The sequence below is a fragment of the Tardiphaga sp. 862_B3_N4_1 genome (assembly GCF_051811085.1).
GTDB classification, from domain to species: Bacteria; Pseudomonadota; Alphaproteobacteria; order Rhizobiales; family Xanthobacteraceae; genus Tardiphaga; species Tardiphaga robiniae.
In genome coordinates, this window is the sequence record NZ_JBPWQB010000002.1 from 433,324 (window position 1) to 452,753 (window position 19,430).

The window sequence follows — 19,430 nt, forward strand, 5'->3', positions numbered from 1 at the left end:
TCATTGCCATCGTGACGCAATGCTATTGCGAGATTTGAAAGTTCGCGAGCATAAACAATTATCATCGCTGCGCATTCGAGCAGCAGGCTGGCGTCAAAAGCGACGCCTCTGCTAACGCAGTGCTAAGATGAATTCGCTACCGCGTGTCGTGATATCGGCTCGTTGATTGAACGCGTGGCCTCTTACAGTCGCTGGCCACCACTGGCATCGATCTGCTGGCCAGTGACCCAGCCCGCTTCGCCCGACGCGAGAAAGGCGACGACCCTTGCGATATCGTCGGGTTGCCCGACCCGGCCGAGCGCGATTGTCTCAGCCACTGCGCGACTGGCTACCGGATCGCGCGCGACGATGTTCATGTCGGTCGCGGTCGCACCGGGCATCACGGAATTCACCGTGATCTGTCGACCACCGAGTTGAACGGCCAGCAATCGGCCCAGCGCTTCCAGACCCGCTTTGGCCGGCGCGTAGGCGGCCATGGTCGGATAGGCCGAACGCGTCCCCATCGACGAGATATTGATGATACGGCCGCCATTGCGAAGATGCGGCATCAGTGCCTTGATCAGAAAGAACGGCGATTTCAGATTGGTCTGCAGCAGAAGATCGAAGTCGTCCTCGGAAATATCCTCAATGGTCGCGCGTTTTCCGACGCCGGCGTTGTTGACGAGAATATCGAATGCAGGGCTGCCATAACGCCTGGTCAGTTCGGCACCAAGATCAGCGGCCAGGGAGGTTGCTCCACTGCGCTCCGAGAGATCGGCCTTGATGGCAAAGGCATTGCCCCCAGCAGCGGCGATGGCCGCCACAGTCGCATTCGCGGCATCGACCGAGGCGTTGTAATGGACCGCGACGGTTGCGCCGTCCTTCGCCAAGCGAAGCGCGATAGCCTGACCGATCCCCCGACTTGCGCCAGTCACCAGCGCGATTTTCCCCGTCAGCCCGCTCATGCGGACCAGCCGTGACTGGCTTCCAGGCTGCGCGCCCGATCGATCAGCGCCTTGCGATCGATCTTGTTGGTGCCCGCCCACGGCAATTCGTGGACGAATTCAACGCGGCGCGGGTGCTGATATGCCGGACCATTGGCGATGGCGAACTGACGGATATCATCGAAGCTCGGAATCGGCTGGGCGCGCGTGACGATAAAGGCGACCGGCACCTGGCTCCGTTCCTCGTCGGGCAACGGCACCACCGCCGCCTGCTGGACCTGCGGGTGACGCTCCAACAGCTTTTCGACTTCGCCCGGATAGATGTTTTCGCCGGAGCAGACGAACATGTCATCCGCACGGCCCACGAAGAAATAGAAGCCGTTGGCATCGCGGCGCATCACGTCGCCGCTGTAGTACCAGCCGTCGGTCAGCACCTTGGCGGTCTGCTGCGGCAGATTGTGATAGTGATCCAGCACCGCCGGATTGCGCATCAACAGCACGCCTTCGTTCTCGGTGCCGTTGACGAGCCGGACATCCTCCAGACGGATCGGATAGCCCAAGCCCAACGGCGGCGTCGGGATATTGTCGGGATGCGGGCCGAACACAGCCGGCCCCGCTTCCGTGGTGCCGTAGCCCATCGTCATTACGACGTTGGGCAGCGCCTGCTTGATCCTGTCCCACAGACCCATGGTCATCGGCGCCGACCCAAGCATCAGGCGACGAACCGAGGTGATATCATTCTTCGCCAGCAGTTCCGTTTCCTTGACGACACGGGCCCACATGGTGGGAACGGCCGTGGCGGCGGTCACCTTGTACTTGGCGATGGCCTCAATATAACTGCGGGTCTCGAACGACGGCAGCACCACCACAGACGCATTCTGAGCGAAGATCGTCTTGATAGCGAACAGGCCATTCATGTGAAACAGCGGCTGCGCGATGATGTAGCGATCATCCTGATTGAGCGCACCGCTGGTCCGTGTTGAGATCGCCCAAAGCTGGCCGTAATGCGATAGCGGTACGCCTTTGGGGCGGCCGGTGGAGCCGGACGTATAGAGCATTTGCCCGACCTCCTCCCGCGTGGTTTCGACCGCTGTGAACGAGGCGGGCTTGATCGTCGCGAAAAAGCCCTCTGGGCCGTTGTCGTCGAAATTGATGACGGGAATGTCGTCGCGCACCATCGGCCGATTGACATTGTCGACGAATGCCAGCGCGATCTTCGCGTCGTCCATCACAAAATCGACCGTGTCGCGCGCAGCCTTGATATTGACCGGAACAGCGATGCATCCGGCGCGCATGATGCCGAAATAGCAGATGATGTATTCGGCGCGGTTAAACGACAGGATCGCGATATGTGTGCCGCGCTTGTAGCCACTATCGACAAGATACTCGGCGACCCCGTTTGCCATCTCGTCAATCTGACGGTGCGTGTAGCGCCTGGGATGCGCGGGATCGATCAGATCGATGACCGCCTCCCGATCAAGGTCACCGCTGCGATCGATCAGGTCACCGAGATTATTCCACCGCATTGGCAATACTCCACTTCTGAGAACTCAATTGGCCACCCGCGCAACCCGCGGCAGCGCCGCGGGTTGTTCAAGCAGATCGTAATGACAAGCCACCTTGCGGCCGTCGGAGACATCGCGCAGCATCGGTCGCTCCTCGCGGCAAAGCGCCTGAGCGTATGGGCAGCGCGTATTGAAGCTGCAGCCTGGCGGCGGATTGAGCGGGCTGGGCAACTCACCCTGCAGCACGCTGCGGGTGCGGCTGCGTGCGGTGCGCGGATCGGCGATCGGCGCGGCGGCAAGCAATGCCTCCGTATAAGGATGCGCCGGTCTATCCCAGAAGTCCTCGCTGCGGCCTGTTTCGACGATCCGACCGAGATACATCACGATCAGCCGATCCGAAATATGCTCGACGACCGAGAGATCGTGCGAGATGAATAGATACGACACGCCCGTTGCCTGCTGCAGGTCCTCGAGCAGATTGATGACCTGCGCGCGCACCGAAACGTCCAGCGCAGATACCGGCTCGTCGCAGATGATGACCTTGGGCTTGAGCGCAAGTGCACGCGCAATGCCGAGACGCTGGCGCTGGCCGCCAGAGAACTCATGCGGATAGCGCCGCATCGCATCGGCCGGCAGGCCCACCTGTCCCATCAGCTCAATGACACGATCCTTGATATCACGGCGCGACCAGCCGGCGACGCTGAGCGGTTGCCCGACGATGGTGCCGACGTCGTGGCGTGGATTGAGCGAGCCATAGGGATCCTGGAAGATCATCTGCATCGACTTCCGCGAGGCCTTCAACGCGCCTGCCTGCATCCGCGTGACATCGTCACCATCGAGGAAGACGCGTCCGTCGGACGTCGGCACCAGGCGCATGATCGCCTTGCCGAGCGTGGACTTGCCGCAGCCGGATTCCCCGACCAGCCCCACAGTCTCGCCGGGCTCCAGGTCGAAACTCACATCGTCGATCGCCCGCACGACGCCCTGTGCGCTCTGGTATTGGACACAGAGACTAAGCACCGATAGTAGCGGCATCGCGCGATAACTCCTTCTCGGCAGCAAAACATGCGGCGGAACGGTGCGGCAGCAACGGCGCCAGCTGTGGTCGCTCGGCACGGCAGCGATCGAATATATCGGGACAGCGGTTCTGGAAGGCACAGCCCTGCGGCAAATCGGACAGCGCCGGCACGTTGCCCGTAATTTCGATGAGACGACTGCCACGTCGGCGCTGTGCCGACGGCGTCGCCCCCAGCAGCCCACGCGTGTAGCGATGCAGCGGCCGCTCGAACAATGCCTCCACCGGCGCTTCCTCGACCTTGCGGCCGGCATACATCACGGCCACCCGGTCGGCGACTTCGGCAACCACGCCGAGATCGTGGGTGATGATGATAAGGCCCATATCGGATGAGGACTGCAGCTCCTTCATCAGTTCGATGATCTGCGCCTGGATCGTGACGTCGAGCGCAGTCGTCGGCTCGTCGGCGATCAGGAGCTTCGGCCCACAAGCAATCGCCATGGCGATCATGACGCGCTGGCTCATGCCGCCGGACATCTGGTGCGGATAATCGTTGAAGCGGCGTTCCGCATCCGGGATACGCACCCGGCGCAGCAACTCGACCGCGCGGTCTCTCGCCTCGTGACGCGACACGTCATTGTGGCGCCTGATTGCCTCGATCAGCTGATCCCCAACCGCGACCACAGGGTTCAGCGATGTTATCGGATCCTGGAAGATCATCGAGATGTCCTTGCCGCGGACCCGCTGCATCTCGCGCTCGGACAAGGCAGCGAGATCACGCCCCATGAAGCGGACGGCGCCACCGACGATCTTTGCCGGCGGGTTCGGCAACAACCGCATGATCGCCAGCGCCGTCAACGACTTGCCACAGCCGGATTCACCGACGATGGCCAGAGTCTCGCCGGCCGAGACTGTCAGCGACAGACCATCGACCGCAGGCAACACGCCACGGCGCGTGAACAACGACACCTGCAGGTTCTCAATGCAGAGGATCGGCGCTGGACCGGCTTTGCTGCCCATGATCATCTCAGCGGTCCCGCAGTTTGGGGTTGAGCGCATCGTTGAGGCCATCGCCCACAAGGTTGAGCGCCAGCACAGTGAGCATGATCGCGAGACCCGGCACCGCGCAGATGTACCAGGACGAGCGGATGAGCGTCCTGCCGTCCCCGATCAACTGTCCCCAACTGGTGACATTGGGATCGCCGAGCCCGAGGAATGCCACAGCGGACTCGAACAGAACGGCCCCGGCAACGACCAGTGATGACAGCACGATCACCGGCGGCAGTGCATTCGGCAGTATCTCGCCGAACATGATCCGCAGACTGCCCATCCCCATGGCCCGGCAGGCCTGCACAAATTCGCGATCGCGCAGCGACATGAACTCTGCACGCGTCAGCCGTGCGATCGGCGTCCAGGTCACGACGCCCACTGCGATGGTGACATATTCGATCTTCTGCCCGAGGATCGACACGATAGTCAGCACGAAGATCAGGTTTGGGATGGTCTGGAACAATTCGGTCAGGCGCATCAGCAGCTCATCGACCCAGCCGCCGACATAGGCCGCGGTGGCGCCAACGGTGATGCCGATGATGGTGGCGGTCAGGCTGGCGCAGAGACCGATCAGAAGCGTGGTGCGGGCGCCGTGGGCAATCATCGCCGCAATGTCACGACCCAGAGAATCCGTGCCAAGCGGATAACGCGACGACATGAAGGGCCAGATCTCCGGCCGCCCGACAATACGAAGCGGGTTGCGCGGGAACCACCATGGCGCGGCAATAGCAACACCGACGACGACCAGGACGAGAAACAGACCGACCAGCGCCGCGCGGTTGCGGGCGAAGCGCCGGGCGAAGTCGAAGAACAATGTCAGCATGATCTACCTCGCCTTGATCCGGGGATCGAGCCGCAGATACAGCAGATCGACGGTCGCGTTGCAGACCGCGACCAGCAGCGAACCGAGGATGAGCACACCGAGCACCATGGGGAAATTGCGACTCATCACGCTGTCGAACAGCAGGCTGCCGATGCCGGGCCAACTGAACACGGCCTCGATGACGACGCTGCCGCCGAGCATGGTGCCAAGCTGCAGTCCGAGCAGCGTGACGATCGGCAACATCGCGTTACGCATTACATGTGCCAGCACCACCCGACCGCCCGACAGGCCCTTGGCACGCGCTGTTCGCACGAAATCCAGCCGGGCGACCTCCAACATTGAGGCTCGCATCACGCGCGCGAAGGTCGCGGCATAGAACAGCCCTAGTGCCGTTGCGGGAAGGACGAGATGATGCATCACATCCAGAACGGCACCGAAGGCACTTTCGTCGACGCCGATGGTGCGCATGCCGCCCACCGGAAACCAGCCGAGCTTCACCGCAAACATCACCGTCATCATGATGCCAAGCCAGAAGCTCGGTGCAGCGAAGAAGAATACCGCACCGAGCGAGATCAGATTATCCCAGATTGTGTTGACCTTGATCGACGCCAGCACGCCGGCCGTGACGCCAACGAGCAAAGCAATTCCGATTGCCGCCAGCATCAGGATCAAGGTCGCCGGAAGCTGTTGCATGATCACATCAAACACAGGCGCGTTCTGCCGGTACGAATAGCCGAGATCGAGCCGCATCACCGACCAGATATATTTGGCAAGCTGCACCGACACCGGCTGATCGACGCCGTAGGTGTGACGCAGCTGATCCAGCATCTTCGGGTCGGTGATCTGCTGTTCGGACGTCATCACGTCGAACAGACTCCCCGGCGCCAGATGGATCAGAACAAAATTCATCACAATGACCGCGAAGATCAGCGGAATGATTTGCACGAGCCTGCGGATGATGATGCGACGCACGTTTGCCTCCGCTCTCAGCGGTCCAGCCAGACCTCGGCCCAGCTTTCGCCCATGAAGTCCGCTGTCAGCGAATGATCGCGGACATCAGAACGAGCGATCGTCACGGGTTCAAGGTCGACCATCGGAAGGACCGGCGCGTCGCTCGCTGCGAGCTTGTCGAACTCGTGCACCAGCGATACGCGCTTCTTCTCATCGGTCTCGATCGCCATCTTGCTGACGGTTTCGTCCATCTTCGGATTGGAATAGCCCGTGGCGTTGCGGAAGGCCGCCCCCTTCACGATACCGTCGGTGGTGTAGTATTGCGTTGTCTGCGGGATCGGCTCGATGCTGGCTGAATTGTTCGACACCGCGACGTCATAGTCATAGTCGGTGTAGATGCGTTTCAGCGAGGTCGCGCGATCGGGGATCGCCAGATCGACGGTGATGTCGACGTCCTCGAAGGCCTGCTTCAGATACTGACCGATCTTGACGTTTTCCTCGAACCACCCGGCCGATACCAGGCTCATCTTGAAGCGCGAACCGGCCTTCACCGGATAGCCGGCAGCATCGAGCAACGCGGCCGCCTTTTTAACGTCGAACGGATAATCCTGAACGTCCTTGGTGAAGAAGATCGAATTCGAGAAGTGGAGAGCACCAAGCGAGGGACGCGCGCGACCGAAGAAAACCGTATCCGCGATGAAGCTGCGGTCGATCGCATGAAGCAGGGCCTGACGCACCTCGCGCTTCTTGAAGATCTCGCGACGTTGGTTGAACTCTACACTCGTGATCCACGCCGAATTCGAATAGCCCTTGGTCTCGGCAACGAACTTCTTGGTGGCCGTCAGGCGCGCGATGTCCGGCGCAGGAATCGGATTGAATGTGCCTATATCAAGCTGGCCAGCCTCGAACGCAGCCGACCGCGACGCCGGATCCCGCCACCAGCGGATCACCAGCTTGTCGAGATAGGGCTTGCCAGCATTCCAATAGGTGTCATTGCGGGCATATTCGACGTGACTGCCGCGCACCCACTCCTTGACCTTGAACGGACCGGTGCCGATCGGCGTGTTGTTGATCGGGTTCGTCATGATATTCGACCCGTCATAGATATGCTTGGGAATGACAAGACCGGCCTTGCCGGCCAGTACGGACTTGAGAAAGAACTCTGGCACGGGCACTTTGAATTTCAGCACCACGGTCAGCGGATCCACGGCCTCTGCGGTCTGCAGCGCATCCAGTGTGACGCCGGCGGATATCGGCTTCCAGTATTGGATCGCATTGAAGACCAGATCGTCCGAGGTCAGCGGCTTGCCATCATGCCAGGTGACGTTCGGACGTAGTTTGATCGTGTAACTGCGGAAATCTTCTGCCGGTTCGATCCCGAGAGCCAGCACCGGTTCGAATTTGAGATCGGCGGTCAGGCGGATCAGCCGCTCGAACACCTTGGTCGACGTGAAATACGGGCTGGAGCCGCCACCCGCTGGAACGAACAGCGATTGCGGCTCAAATCCGCCCCATGTGCCGACTAGCGTGCCGCCGCGCTTCGGGGCCCCGGTTGCCGCCTTGGAAGAACCGGCAAAGCCGGAGGCCAAAGCAGCACCGGCTGTCGTCATCAAAAAATCACGTCTGCTAAAACCGCTCATTGTTCGTCCTTTGTTGGAAACAGGAGCCGGGCCCGTCGCGCGTTCCTGCTATTATTTGCTTAAAGCGTCGAATAGGTGCCGCGACCGATGGCGAGCAGCGCCCCCTTTTCGTCAAACACATCGACATCAGCGACACCGACGCTCTTGCCGGCACGGCGCACCCGCGACACGGCAACCAAGGCGGTATCGACAGCCGGCTTCAGGTAATCGACCCGGAAGTTCACGGTCGGAAGGCCGCGCCCGACCATCATGCCGACGGCGAAATCGCCGACGGTGTCGATGACCGAGGCAATGACGCCGCCATGCCATTGCTTGGAGCCCGGGCGGCGTTCGAATTCCGGCCGCATCGGCGACCGCATCGTCACTTCCTGCGTTGCCGGATCGGCCTTAATCACCTCAAGGCCGAGGAACAGATTGAACGGCGACACGTCCAGCATTTGCTGAATCTCGGCAGCCGTCAAAATCTTGGCGTCGGGTTTGCTCACGGCGTCACCACGACCTTGCCGAATACCGCACGGTCCTCGATGACGCGCACAGCCTCCTTTGCTTCTTCCAGCGGATAGGTCTTGTCGATCAGCACCTGCAGCTTCTTGGCTGCGACGAGATCGAACAGTTTTGTGATATCGTCACGTTCCCAGCCGTTGGAGCCCTTGATCTCCAGTTCGAAGGTCCAAATGAAGCGAAGATCTTCAGTAGGCGAGTAGCCGGCAGTCGCCCCGCAAGTCAGAATGCGGCCTCCGAGCTTCAGACAGCGCAGCGATTTGACCCAGGTATCGCCGCCGGTGAAGTTGACGACCACATCGACACCGCCGCCTTCGACGAAGCGCCGGCGATGTGGCTTGCCGTGGCGCTCATAGATCGTCTTCATGAAGTCGGACTGCGTGTAGAGGATGATCTCGTCCGCGCCGAGTTCGGTGAGACGCTTACCCTTCTCCTCGCTGCCGGCACAGGCGATCACGTAGGCGCCGGCCAGCTTGGCGAGCTGGACACAGCACACGCCGACGCCGCCGCTGGCGCCAAGGATCAGAACCTTCTCGCCGGCCTTGATCTGGCCGATGGTGTTCATCATGCGAATAGCGGTGCCATAGGCGACCGGCAGCGCGGCCGCCTGCTCAAAGCTGACGCCTTCCGGAATCTTGACGAGCTGATGCGCCTTGGCGCGGCAGAATTCGGCGAGGCCGCCGTCCTGGGTCTCGCCCATCAGGCCGCCTTCGACGCGGTTGACGGGATCGATCAGCACGCGATCACCGATGTTCCAGCCGGTGACGCCCGCGCCAAGTTCGGTGATCTCGCCGACCACGTCGAGACCAATGATGACAGGCAGCGGCACCTTGATGCCGGGCATACCCCGGCGGGTGAAGACGTCGTGATAGTTGATCGACGATGCCCGCACGCGGATGACAACGTCGCCCTCGCCCGCTTTCGGCGTCGGATAATCCGCCGTGAATTGCAGCTTATCGTTATCGCCGTGTTCGTGAAGGACAACTGCTCGCATGATCTACCTCGCTCCGTTGGTTCAGGCTGCGGCGGAGAGGGACCAGCTTGCTAACCCCTCTACCGCCTGTTGAGTGATGGAAATGGCTTGTTCTGTGGTCTCTTCACGCCAGTGCGACGACACGGGCACGAAGCAATCGTGCAGGTCTGCGCGCAGCATGCGAACGCGCTCGCTGTCTTTCTCGGCCTTGAACTTCAGCCAGAGATCGAGCTGCAAGGCGCGACGAACCTTGGTACCGCGCGTACCGAATTCGATTACTGCGCCGACCATCGGTCGCTCGCCGAGGAACCTGGTCATGCCGTGAAACACGAGTCCCTGATAATTGGGCCGCGTAAAATTGTTCGGCTTCTGGCCGACGATGCGGTCACGCCCCCACCAGCGCACGGCTTCCGCATGAAGCGCGCCGCCTTCAGGGTTGAAGCACAGGAAGAAGGACTCGCCGAAATCGCCGATGCCTGTATGCCAATCGATAAAGCCGACGCGCTCGGCCGCGCCGAGATGATCGGCGACAATGGTCTCCAGAGTCAGATTGGACCACTCGCGCCCGTCGCCGCCATAATTGGAACCATCCGGAAAATCGTACTGCCCGCGCGCCAGCGTGTCGAACAGACCGTCGTCTCCATGCGCGTCCTTGAAAGATTCGACGGCGTCGGCGTAGATCTGCAGGGCTGCCGGCGTCCAGTCCTCCGGAAGCAGATGCGGATAGAGCTTCGCATAGCCCGGGTTGGCCGGACGGGGAGCGGCGAAATCGATGAAGTTGCGATTGAGATCGACATTGTTTTCAGTGGTCCGCGTACCCCAGGCAAAGCCGTAGGGATTGATCGCGTGAACGAAGAGAAGCGACACGCCGCGCGGAAGGGCGCGTGCAAAATTGCTCTGCATCCAACCGATCTGCGCCGCCGAACCGCTGAGGCCTTCGAGGCCGTGCGTACCGCTCAGGATCACCAGTTGCGAAGCTGCGCGCGGATCGCCGAGCCGCGCCACGTCGATGCACAGATCCTGGCCATTCGGGCCCTTGAGCGCCGGATGGGTGTAGGTGGTCAACGCGGCGCCGACGTCATTCGCAGCGTTGCGAAACTTCACGCGTGCGCCGTCATAGTCGAGCGCAAAACTCCGGGTGAAATCATTAGGGAGCGCTACCATCACGCCGTGAACCCCAGAGCGACATTGGCTGCATCGGCATGCGACACGATGATGCCATCAGCATAGGGCTTGAAGGAAACGCCGGCCGCATCGAATACGGCGCGCGGCGTGTCGAGCGCCGCGACCTTGAACACCAGCGCGCCCATGCGGTCAGTGCCATCCGGATTGACCAGCGCGGCCCCGACGTAGCGATCGGCCACGGCTGCAGGATCGAGTATGAAGATCGTCGCGGCACCGGCGCTGAACGAAAAGCCGCCATCCGTCGGCGTCAGGAGCGGTGCGCCGAACATGCGTTCATAGAGCGCTGCAGTTCGCGCCGGTTGCTGCGAGGCGATGACAAATTCGACGATTTCAGTAGCGCCATTGGCATGCGTCTGCCATTCGGGGCGCCACACCAGTTCCGGCGTATCATGGTGGCAGAAGAACGTGCGGCCGTTCTGCACTTCGTCGCCCGCCACGCGGATGACCTTGAAACGCGCGTCTTGGGCGCCGCCCGGCAATTCGACCGGCCGCGCGAAGCTCATTGGCTCCATGACGGGAACAGCGTTGTCCTTCAGTGTCGCATAAACCAGATCGGCATCGACGGACTTGAAAACCAGACCGCTCAATCCTGGCGGATGTGTCCAGAGATCTGCACGCATCGTTTCACGCCCCGGCAAATAGCCGAGAAGTTCGAGATAGTTCGTGCCGAAGATCGCCAGGTTACTACTGGAGCCGAGCGTATGGTGACCGCGCTCCGTCAACTGAAAGCCGAGGCGAGTATATTGCGCAGCAGCCTCATCAAGCTGGCCCATCACGTTAATGACGACGTGGTCGAGGACCGGCGAGATCTTACGTTGCGCGGTACGCATATCACTCATACGAAAGCCTCATTGCCTTCCAGGTTAGAGAGACGAGCAAGATCGATGCCAATCCAAAGATCAATCACGCCGATGTCATGCAGCACGTGGTCGCGGCTCTTCTTTCGACATTGAAAAAGCCAGCGCCGCATCCGCGTGCAGAATTGTTGAATTAAAGACGGGAAGATCGATGTGCTCGGGGCCGACCAACAGACATATCTCGGTGCAACCAAGAATTACACCGTCAGCGCCGTGCTCTTTTCCTCGTGCAATCGCATCGAGATAGAGACGGCGCGAATCCTCGCGAACAACGCCTTGGCATAGTTCATCGAAGATGATGTCGTGAATGAACACACGATCGGCCTCAGCCGGAATAACGGGATCTAGCCCGAACCCCTCGCGCAATCGCGTCACATAGAAGTCCTGCTCCATCGTGTAGCGCGTTGCCAGAAGTAGCGGCCGCTGCAACCCTGCAGCCTTCACGGCAGCACCAGTCGCATCGGCAATATGAAGAAGCGGGATCGACACTGCCTGCTGCACTTCGTCGGCAAGCTTATGCATCGTGTTGGTGCAGATCAGAATGCAACCGGCACCGCCTCCTTCCAGATCCCGGGCGATGTCAGCAAGAACCTGGCAGGCCTCGTCCCAACGCCCTTGCTTCTGCAGGCTCACAATCGCATCGAAGTTGATAGAGCGCATCAGAATATCCGCGGAGTGGAGCCCACCGAGCTCCGTGCGGACTTTCTCATTCAGCCGGCGGTAGTAAACAGCAGTACTTTCCCAGCTCATTCCACCAATCAAACCTATCGTCCGCATCACCATTGCTCGCTTCTCCAGTCGATGTATTTGACGGGAACGATAGCATCGGTGCCGCGCAATCCGATTGCGGATCGCAGCGATCATACTCTGTTTGCTTGAGATGAAACTTCATAGTTCGAGCGATCGGCGGAATAGGATTTCAAATTTTTCATTCCGCCGCATCAACGTTTCTTCGCTCGGCCCTGACGGACCAGAATGATGCAACGACGTGCAGCGCCGGGAGTTGCCGTGTGTGTCGCGTGAAATCTCACTGTGTGAGAAGAATGCCGGAGTTCGGTCTGCACCAGGAGTAGAACTCAGTGCAACTTAACACGCATGCGAATCAGACATGTTCCGCGAACACTTCGCATGAGCCGTTCATCAGAAACAAACGAGGTCGCCTCCTGGAGGGAAAGGCGACCTCGTGGAGCGCGCGAATGCCCTCGCGCCGGTCCATGTGCTCTGGGGAAGAGCGCCATATTTGACCACGGCGCCCGCGCTGGTGTGTGACGACGACATGACACGGCATGTGACAGTTGATCGCATCGGCAGAGTCTTGCGTGTGGTCGCTCGACCTTATGCCTTCACCATCAACGCGATATTTTATTGTCCCGATGCATCGTTCGAGTTCTGGATATCCCGGCTAGGCATGACGGGCGTATTGCTCGATGCTCGCGCAGATTATCAAGCGGCCTGAGAACCCTCTGTTCAGATCTTCCACGTCGGCTACGCGGCGCGCAAGAACGGCGCGCTGATTGACGTAGCCCTTGTCAGTAATCTCGCCGCCGTCGACAGATAGCGGCTCTGCCAGCAACAGCGCGCAAGTTGCATAGGTGGAAGACCCTCCGCCTGCCGCCTTCAGTCTTGCGAGCCCTTCCCCTATGGACGAACGCACATTTTCGCAGCCAAGCACGGCATCGATGCTCGCTGAATCCGGCAGGCCCGACACGGCGCGGCAGGCAGCCAGATTGGGAACAAGAAGGAAGCGCACATCCTCGCCGCCATGGCCGGCCACGACAATATCCTGAACCAGCGGCGCCAATGCAGAGATTCCCGCCACGCGCAGCGTTCCGACGTTGACCCATGTGCCTGATGTCAGCTTGAAATCCTCGGCGATGCGCCCGTCGAACAGCAAGCCCTGCTCGGGATGAGCCGGATCTGCAAATGCAACGGCATCGCCGATCAGATAGAAGCCGTCCGCATCAAAAGCTTTCGCGGTGAGGTCTGGCGCCTTCCAGTAGCCCGGCGTCACATTGGGCCCGCGCACCCGCACCTCGAACTTGCCGTCAGATGGCACGAGCTTTAGCTCCGTACCAGGAATAGGCACGCCTATATTGCCTGATCTTGGCGCCTGAAAATGACAATCGGTCGCAAGCGGCGATGTTTCCGTCGATCCCCAGGCGGAGACCATCGGCAACGGACGCCCGATTGTTTCGATGGAAAGTGTCTCCAGCGCCGACCATGTGCTTTGCGGCAGAGCCGCACCGGCATAGAAGACGAACTTCACCTCGCTGAAGAATCGCTCTCGCAACCCATCCTCCTTCCGCAGGGCTGCAATAAGCATGTCGAAGCCACGCGGCACGTTGAAATAGACAGTTGGCATGACGTTGCGCAGATTGGCGATCGACGTCGCGAACAATCCGGGTGCGGGCTTGCCGCTATCAATGTAAAGCGTTCCGCCGTTCCGAAGCACCATATTAAAATTGTGATTTCCGCCGAAGGTATGACTCCATGGCAGCCAGTCCAGAAGAACGAGTTCGCTCTGCTGAGTTTCGAGAAACGGCCAAGTCTGCGCCTTGGCCTGCTGGCTCGAGGTCAGCATGCGCTGGGTATTGATGACCGCCTTCGGCGCGCCGGTCGATCCCGACGTGAACAGGAACTTGGCGATCGTATCGGCATCGACCGCTGCGAAGGCATGATAGATCGCTGCGCTCACCGGCGTCGTGATCACATCGGCGTATGAGTATCCCGCTCCGGCAGCCGCGCCGCCGCCGATGACGGCGGCAGTGTGAAACGGGCCTATCGCAGCGAGGGCCGGACCGAACTGATGCAGGTTCGAGACGTAGATGGCACCGGGATCAAGAAGCTGAATCGCGCCACGCAGCTTTTCGAAATCCTTCGACATCAGCGAATAGGCCGGGGAAATCGCAGCAACGGGCACACCGACATGCATCGCTGCCAGGGCCAGAACGGCATGCTCGATGCCGTTGTCCGATAGCACTGCGAGGGGCCGCTGCGCACTCATCTCTTGTGCAAGAATCCAGCTAGCGGCGCTGCGCACGCGCCGAAGCGTCTCGGCATAGCTCAGCGTCACCCAAGGCAAATCCGGACTGGACCGCTCCGCCAGAAAGATCCGCTCCGGCACCTGTTGTGCCCAATGTTCAAGCCAGTCCCCGACACAACGCGCATAGGGACGCAGCCCTGTGTCAGATCGAAGAAGGATCGTACCGTCGGATCGCTGTTCTGCGTCAACCGACGGCGTCAGAAAAAATGGACTGCCTGAGCCAGCCGCATTGTCGCGGTCCAGAACCATCGCTTCTCTCCCCCATAACGTACCCGTCTTTGTTCTTATTCGGGCTATTCAATCGAAACGGTCGTTGCCGGCTCGGATCGGATGCAACATCGATCAGTAAGTCTCGACGTGATATCTTCCACCGCCGCGCATCGCCGCTTTCATATCCGACCAATCCATCGAGGCGGTGCGGCAAATATCCGCGAACGCCTCTTCAACGCCGCTTTCCATGCCTTTCAACCCGCAGATATAGACGTGGGTCTGTGCGTCGCGCAGCAGCGACGTGATCGCAGCAGCCTCGCTGCGGATACGATCCTGCACATAGACTCGTGGCTCGCCCGGCACGCGCGAATAGCAGAAGTGCTTGCCCAGCAACTCCTCCGGGACCTTTTGCAACGGGCCGAAATAGGGCAACTCCTCGGGCCGGCGCGCACCGAAGAACAGGAGTAGCCGCCCGGGCGCGCCAGGCATCGCGCGCCGGCGGCGCTCCGTGAAGCCGCGGAATGGCGCAGAGCCTGTGCCAGTGCAGACCATGAGAACATTCGCCGAAGGATCGTTCGGTAGCAGGAAGGTGGCACCGAACGGTCCAGTGACTTCGACCTTTGCGCCACGCGGCAGATCGCACAGGTAGTTCGAGCACAGCCCACCGACCTCACGTTTCACGGTCAGCGCGAGATTGTTGGTGTTCGGTTTCTCGCCATCGCGCGAACTCGCAATCGAATAGAGCCGCACCTGATGCGGCTTGCCATCCGCACCCAGGCCCGGCACGACGATGCCGATGCTCTGGCCTTCGAGGATGGGAAACGGCTGCTCGCCGAAATCCAGGATGATATGGCGCACGTCGGAGTCGGCCGTCGCGTGGGTGAGCCGGAAATTGCCGGTCACCGTGGCCAGCGCGGGCTTGCCGCGGTTATAAAGATTGACCGACGCCTTGCTCGACGACAGCGGCGCGACGGGCTTGCCGCCCAGTCCCTTACGCGCTTCTTCGAGCAACGCGCCGATTTCATCCTCGAGTGCTTCGATGGCGCCCGCACCAGCGCTATTGTCCGCGATCTCCTCCTGCGCCGGCAAGTCACTCCAGGAGAACTGCTCGTCGAGCGAATACGGCGCCGCGACGACACGCCAGTTGTCGATCGCGCCGGTCGGACATGGCGAGATGCAATCCATGCAGTAATTGCAGATCTCTGCGTTGACGACATAGTTGTTGTCGTCATGCGTCACCGCATCCACCGGGCAGCTCTCTTCGCAGGTGTTGCACCTGATGCAGATTTCCGGATCGATCAGATGCTGTTTGAAAGGGGCGTTCATGGCAAATCCCGCACGTGCCATCGAGGACTGACAGCGACGGGGGGAAGCTGGAAATCCCTCCGCCGCATCCGCTCGTTTCAGGCCGCAATCTTTACGTATTCGAAGTCGCCCGGCTTGTTATCGATGCCGACCTTCGGCGCCGATATCCAGCTGGCGAACTTGCCGGGCTCGCTGACCGCCGTCATCAGCGATGCGATGAAATCACCGTCGTCAACGGACGGCAGATAGTCGTTCCTGGCTTTCGCCCAGGCGGCATCGCTCATGATGATGCCCTTCGGCGAAGCGTTCACATCGCGGAATTCACCGATCTGGCGATGGAATGCGGTGTGAGGCAAATCGAAGCGGAAATTGACGCCGGCTTTCTCGATGATCTTGTTCCAGCGCTCAACACCCTTGGCACAATCCGCGGTGTAATCGTCGCGTAGACGCATGTTGAGCGCGGTCAGCGCCGGCTCGTCGACCAGCTTGATTTCGCCATCGACGAATTTCAGGACCTGATAGATGTCGTTGGTGAGCTGGTGATCGTCCTCGATCTTGGTCTCCTGGAAGCGGCCCTTCAGTCCGGAATTGTAGAAATTCGCGGCATTGGTCGAGACTTCAGAGCCGAACAGATCGAGCGACAGCGAATAGTGCAGGTTAATCTTCTTTTGCATGGTCGGCAGGTCGATCACACCGAGCGCGCGGATCTTCTCGATGGCGTTGGGGTCCTCGATCCCCGCCGCCTTCATCGCTTCGCAGGTTCGCTGCAGCACGCGGCCGACGCCGGTCTCGCCAACGAACATATGATGCGCCTCCTCCGTCAGCATGAAGCGGCAGGTCCGCGACAACGGGTCGAAGCCGGATTGCGCGAGACTCTCCAACTGCATCTTGCCGTCGCGGTCGGTGAAGAAGGTGAACATGAAGAAGGACAGCCAGTCCGGCGTGGCCTCATTGAACGCACCGAGCATGCGCGGCGCATCGGCATCGCCCGAGCGGCGACGGAGAAGATCGTCGGCCTCCTCGCGGCCGTCACGGCCGAAATATTTCTGCAGCAGATAGACCATCGCCCAGAGATGGCGGCCCTCCTCCACATTCACCTGGAACAGGTTGCGCAAGTCGTAGAGCGACGGCGCGGTCTGACCGAGATGACGCTGCTGCTCGACCGAGGCCGGTTCGGTGTCGCCCTGGATCACCACGAGACGGCGGAGCATCGCGCGATATTCGCCGGGCACTTCCTGCCAAGCGGGTTCGCCCATGTGTCGTCCGAAATTCACCTTGCGCTCAGTATCCTGCGGCGCCAGCAACACGCCCCAGCGATATTCAGGCATCTTCACATAGTCGAACTTGGCCCAGCCTTTGGGATCGACGGATATCGCGGTGCGCAAATAGACGAGGGATTCCTGAAAGCCTTCAGGCCCCATGTCATTCCACCAATCGAGATAGCCCGGATGCCATCCCTCCAGCGCCTTGAGCACCTGGCGATCCTCGGCCAGATTCACGTTGTTCGGAATCTTCGTGCTGTAGTCGACATTCATGATGTTCATGACTGGGATCTCCCGCTGTATTTCTGATCGTTCGAATTGGGCAAGCCACCGACTTGCATTTATCCAAAGAGTGACACATGGCCGCGCTGTTCCAGTTGCGGAGGCTTACACGCGCGTCATGTCGAACTGCGCCTTCTGGCCGGTGCCGTAACGTCCAAGCGCGCCGTTCTCACCGACCGCATTGGGCCGCTGGAAGATCCAGTTCTGCCAGGCGGTCAACCGCGAGAAGATTTTCGATTCCATCGTCTCCGGCCCGACAAATCGCAGATTGGCTTCCATGCCCGTGAGGCTATCGGGTGAGAAGCTGCAGCGTTCTTCGAAGAACACACGCACCTCGTCATCCCAGTCGATGTCATCCAGCGCGAAGGTGACGAGCCCAAGCTGCTCGGCAGTTTCCGCATCGAGCGGCTCACCAATCCTCGCTTCCGCGCGGGTGACATCCTCCGGATCGGCCTGGAAGCGCGACTGCAGCCGCGTCAGCCCGTGGCTCATCGGGTAAGGCCCGAAGTTCATCGCGCTCAGCACGATAGCCGGCGGCGCGCGGTTGTCGCCCTGCTTCTGGCCGACCAGCATGTAGGAGCGGTCCGCAGCGAAAACGAGTTCGGCCAAGGTGCCGACAAAGCACGAGCCCGGCTCGACCAGCGTCACCAGCGTGCGCGACGTCACATCGATGCGCTTCAACACCCGCTTCCCGTATTGCCGGATCTCGTTGACCAGCCAATGCGCCTTGTGCGTTTCGAGGAAGGCGTCATGAGCCAGTACATTGGCGCCGTCGCCATGCGACTTGAACACCAGCATGGCGGTCTCGAGTTCATTGATTCGCAGATGCAGAATGGCGTCGTCCAGCTCGCGCGCCACCTGCAGCGGCCAGAAGGAAGCGCCCTGCGCCATCATGCCCTCGACATCCGACGGCGCCGCCGCGTCAGGCGCTTTAATCGAGATGGTAGCAATTCGCTCTGCGCGATTGATATCGACATTGACCAGACCGTAACGAATACCGCTGTCATCGAAGCGGCGATTCAGCGGTGCCAGCTTGAGACCATCGCCGGCGCCACTACGTTTCGACGTCGCCAGAAACTCTTTGGCCCGCTCCGCGACCTTGGCTTCAAGCTTGCTGTTCGGAATGATGTCATCGACCAGCCGCCACGCCACTGCGCGCTTGCCTTTGATGCCTTCCTCGATCGTGCAGAAGTAATCTGCGTGATCGCGGCGCACCTTGCGCTTGTCGACCACGCGCGTCAGACCGCCAGTGCCCGGCAGCACCGCCAGCAACGGCACTTCCGGCAGCGCCACCGCCGCCGATCCATCGTCTGCCATGATAATGTGATCGGTGGCCAGCGCCAGTTCATAGCCGCCGCCTGCAGCTGTCCCGTTGATCACCGAAATGAAGCGCTGGCCGGAATTTTCGCTCGAGTCTTCAAAGCCGTTGCGAGTCTCATTGGTGAATTTGCAAAAATTGACTTTGTGAGCATGGGTAGCGCCGGCCAGCATGCGGATATTGGCGCCAGCGCAGAACACGCGGTTCTTGCCAGAGCGCAGCAGCACGACCTTGACCTCGGGATACTCAAAACGAAGCCGCTGCACGGCATCCGCCAGTTCGATATCGACGCCAAGATCGTAGGAGTTCAGTTTGAGCTGATAGCCCTCGAACAGACCGCCATTCTCATCGACATCCATGGTGAGCGTCGCCACGTCGTTATCAACACTGAGCTTCCAGTGGCGGTAGCGCGACGGATCGGTTTGGAAGTCGATAAATTTGGCGCCGTTCGAGAGAACGCGTTGCTCTGCGGCCATGCTCCACCCTTTGACAGTCTTGATTTATGCGCCGTGCGCCTTGGTTATATGCACAATAATTCATGATATTGGGGGCGTCTAGGGAAATCCGATAGAATTATGCATTTTCTT

General features: G+C 60.4%; 16 protein-coding genes. All 16 read right to left on the bottom strand.

Translation table 11 applies throughout. The features are described 5' to 3' along the window. Positions 1-182: 182 nt before the first annotated feature. The 16 genes from AB8B02_RS19295 to boxC all read right to left on the bottom strand — a co-directional run bounded on the left by AB8B02_RS19295 (position 183) and on the right by boxC (position 19,319). Entirely contained in the window at positions 183-944 is a 762-nt protein-coding gene (locus tag AB8B02_RS19295) for an SDR family NAD(P)-dependent oxidoreductase (protein ID WP_439064896.1), read from the bottom strand. Beyond that, a complete protein-coding gene (locus tag AB8B02_RS19300; protein WP_439064897.1) occupies positions 941-2,449 on the bottom strand; it encodes a class I adenylate-forming enzyme family protein in 1,509 nt (502 codons plus the stop codon). Before AB8B02_RS19300 ends, AB8B02_RS19295 begins: the two co-directional genes overlap by 4 nt. A 24-nt stretch (positions 2,450-2,473) precedes the next feature. Beyond that, on the bottom strand, positions 2,474-3,463 hold the full coding sequence (locus tag AB8B02_RS19305) for an ABC transporter ATP-binding protein (RefSeq protein WP_439064898.1): 990 nt from the start codon (positions 3,461-3,463) through the stop codon (positions 2,474-2,476). Then, the gene (locus AB8B02_RS19310) at positions 3,441-4,463 is read right to left on the bottom strand and encodes an ABC transporter ATP-binding protein (RefSeq protein WP_439064899.1); all 1,023 of its coding nucleotides are present in this window, start codon (positions 4,461-4,463) and stop codon (positions 3,441-3,443) included. Before AB8B02_RS19310 ends, AB8B02_RS19305 begins: the two co-directional genes overlap by 23 nt. A gap of 7 nt (positions 4,464-4,470) precedes the next feature. After that, positions 4,471-5,316 carry an ABC transporter permease gene (locus AB8B02_RS19315; protein ID WP_093756969.1) on the bottom strand — a complete coding sequence of 282 codons (846 nt, stop codon included), beginning with the start codon at positions 5,314-5,316 and terminating at the stop codon, positions 4,471-4,473. 3 nt (positions 5,317-5,319) lie between these two features. Further along, entirely contained in the window at positions 5,320-6,288 is a 969-nt protein-coding gene (locus AB8B02_RS19320; RefSeq protein WP_439064900.1) for an ABC transporter permease, read from the bottom strand. Between the two features lie 14 nt (positions 6,289-6,302). Next, positions 6,303-7,877 carry an ABC transporter substrate-binding protein gene (locus AB8B02_RS19325; protein ID WP_439064901.1) on the bottom strand — a complete coding sequence of 525 codons (1,575 nt, stop codon included), beginning with the start codon at positions 7,875-7,877 and terminating at the stop codon, positions 6,303-6,305. 89 nt (positions 7,878-7,966) lie between these two features. After that, positions 7,967-8,392, bottom strand: a complete 426-nt coding sequence (locus AB8B02_RS19330) for a PaaI family thioesterase (protein WP_439064902.1) — start codon at positions 8,390-8,392, stop codon at positions 7,967-7,969. After that, positions 8,389-9,402, bottom strand: a complete 1,014-nt coding sequence (locus tag AB8B02_RS19335) for a zinc-binding dehydrogenase (protein WP_120286977.1) — start codon at positions 9,400-9,402, stop codon at positions 8,389-8,391. The genes AB8B02_RS19330 and AB8B02_RS19335 overlap by 4 nt, the downstream gene beginning before the upstream one ends. A 21-nt stretch (positions 9,403-9,423) precedes the next feature. Beyond that, entirely contained in the window at positions 9,424-10,545 is a 1,122-nt protein-coding gene (locus AB8B02_RS19340; RefSeq protein ID WP_439065899.1) for a M14 family metallopeptidase, read from the bottom strand. Further along, entirely contained in the window at positions 10,545-11,405 is an 861-nt protein-coding gene (locus tag AB8B02_RS19345) for a VOC family protein (protein WP_439064903.1), read from the bottom strand. The genes AB8B02_RS19340 and AB8B02_RS19345 overlap by 1 nt, the downstream gene beginning before the upstream one ends. A gap of 75 nt (positions 11,406-11,480) precedes the next feature. Continuing rightward, complete coding sequence (locus tag AB8B02_RS19350) at positions 11,481-12,200, bottom strand: aspartate/glutamate racemase family protein (protein WP_439065900.1); 720 nt, start codon at positions 12,198-12,200, stop codon at positions 11,481-11,483. 625 nt (positions 12,201-12,825) lie between these two features. Continuing rightward, entirely contained in the window at positions 12,826-14,715 is a 1,890-nt protein-coding gene (locus tag AB8B02_RS19355) for a feruloyl-CoA synthase (RefSeq protein WP_439064904.1), read from the bottom strand. A gap of 93 nt (positions 14,716-14,808) precedes the next feature. Next, positions 14,809-16,002, bottom strand: a complete 1,194-nt coding sequence (boxA, locus tag AB8B02_RS19360; protein ID WP_439064905.1) for a benzoyl-CoA 2,3-epoxidase subunit BoxA — start codon at positions 16,000-16,002, stop codon at positions 14,809-14,811. 77 nt (positions 16,003-16,079) lie between these two features. Then, on the bottom strand, positions 16,080-17,525 hold the full coding sequence (gene boxB, locus AB8B02_RS19365; RefSeq protein WP_120286981.1) for a benzoyl-CoA 2,3-epoxidase subunit BoxB: 1,446 nt from the start codon (positions 17,523-17,525) through the stop codon (positions 16,080-16,082). Between the two features lie 105 nt (positions 17,526-17,630). Beyond that, a complete protein-coding gene (gene boxC / locus AB8B02_RS19370; RefSeq protein ID WP_439064906.1) occupies positions 17,631-19,319 on the bottom strand; it encodes a 2,3-epoxybenzoyl-CoA dihydrolase in 1,689 nt (562 codons plus the stop codon). Between the last annotated feature and the right edge of the window lie 111 nt (positions 19,320-19,430).